Annotated in this window: 1 protein-coding gene; it reads right to left on the minus strand. The window is 64.8% G+C overall.

The features are described from left to right. Nucleotides 1-854: 854 nt before the first annotated feature. On the minus strand, nucleotides 855-1,238 hold the full coding sequence (locus GZ998_RS03900; protein ID WP_161923560.1) for a hypothetical protein: 384 nt from the start codon (nucleotides 1,236-1,238) through the stop codon (nucleotides 855-857). Nucleotides 1,239-1,672 lie beyond the last annotated feature (434 nt).

Consider the following 1,672-nt stretch of genomic DNA (forward strand, 5'->3'; position numbering starts at 1 on the left):
GTTGGCGGGGCGGGCGCTCGGTGGTGAGGCCTGCTGCCGACCCCCACGAGCCTCGCCGTCGTGGTCGCTGTCGGTATGGCGGGCCCGAGCCTGTGGGGCTGATGTGCGGGCGGTTAGCGTGCCCCTCTCCGCTGGTAGTGCGCCGGGCCTTTTGCAACGCCACTTCGGCGTCAGCAACGCTAGTTGCCTGCCTGCTGTATGCCTTGCAGCCCTTCAGCAGGCCGTTAACCGGCGTTGTTATCCCCGGAGTGGCGTAGCAGGCCACCGCAGCACACAGCCACGCAGCCACGCAGCCACACAGCAGAATCGCGGCTAGCGGTCCCCTCACCGCCGGCCCCTCCGTAGGCGCAGGCGCCTACCCTCGACCCGGCGAACCGACCCCGCACCCCCAAACCTGACGAGACCCGGTACTTCGCCCGACTCCGGTAAGGGGGAGACGCTGCGACGCAGGCGGATCAGCCAGTACAAATCGATGAGGGCGATCGTTGCATTCATACCGACCGCGGGCCAGACGCCGAGGACCAGGTTGTAAGCCGTGGCGATGAGGGAGCCGGCTAGGTTCAGCCTACGGAAGGTTCGCTGATTGGCTACCACCAGGGAGACGATGACGAGGCCCGATCCGGCCCATCCAACGATCTCCAGGACTGTGCGGGTTTCCACTGGAACTCCTGGACGTGCCCGGCTGGTCAATGCGCGTGCACTGGTCGAGTTTGAACACCTCGTTGCCGGGACGGCCGAGGCTAGTCGGGGCGCCCCACGTCCGGCAAGGCACGCATTAGTGAAATTCGCGCCTGATCGCCCGTCGGGCCGTATCGGGTGCGGTTGGGAGCTTCCGGCGAGGTGCTCGTTGGTGCCTAGCTGGTGGAACGGCCGGGAACGGTGTCCGGGGTGAGTTCATGCCAGGACAGGCTGAGGTTCTCGAGCGGGATCAAGGCGTCGTAGATCGCATCCGCTCCGGACTGGATGCCATCGGCGACGTCCTGCCCACCGGAGACGATGTCCAAAGCGCATGGATCGTCGGGTACAGGGAGTACCACCCACCCGCCGGAGCCGCGAGTACCGCCGGAGCCGGCCGGAAGCCGTGCAAGTAGCCGTTCCACCGCGCGGGCGGCAAGGCGGGGTGAGCGGTGGGAGACGACCAGCCTGAGTGTCGCCCTTGCGGTCGGATCTTCCCGCCGCCACAACCAGTCGTAGTCCACGGTGTAGCGCTTGCTGTCGGGCTTGCGGCTGGGAGCCATGGGCTGAAACTACCCCTGGAGCGAGCCGATCTGCGTGTCCGCGGTGTACTGGCGAGTTGGGGAGGCCGGGCAGTATCGCTCCAGGGTGCTGGACGTCACTGCCGCACGGTTTGACGTGATCCGTCGGGATGTGCGTAAAGTACTCCCCGCCGCGGCGAACGCCGGAAGGTGTGAGCAGCGGTTAGGAGCAGTTACCAGGCTCGGTTGGCGCCTGAAAAGCGTCGGCATGAGACTCTGGCGAGACGGGGATCACTGATCTCGGGCTTGACGGAGGAACGCGGGTCTGGATAAGCTACTCCGGTGCCTTGAGAGAGGGCCTGGCCTTGCGGCCGGTGAATCTCTTCTGGGTGTGTTGTTTGGGATCTCGATAGTGTGTCGTGTTTGTTTGTTTGGTTGGTGTTTTTTGTTGGTTTCTTTGTTTGGTTTTTGTTTTG

It is taken from the genome of Actinomyces sp. 594 (genome assembly GCF_019325145.1).
Taxonomy (GTDB): domain Bacteria; phylum Actinomycetota; class Actinomycetes; order Actinomycetales; family Actinomycetaceae; genus Actinomyces.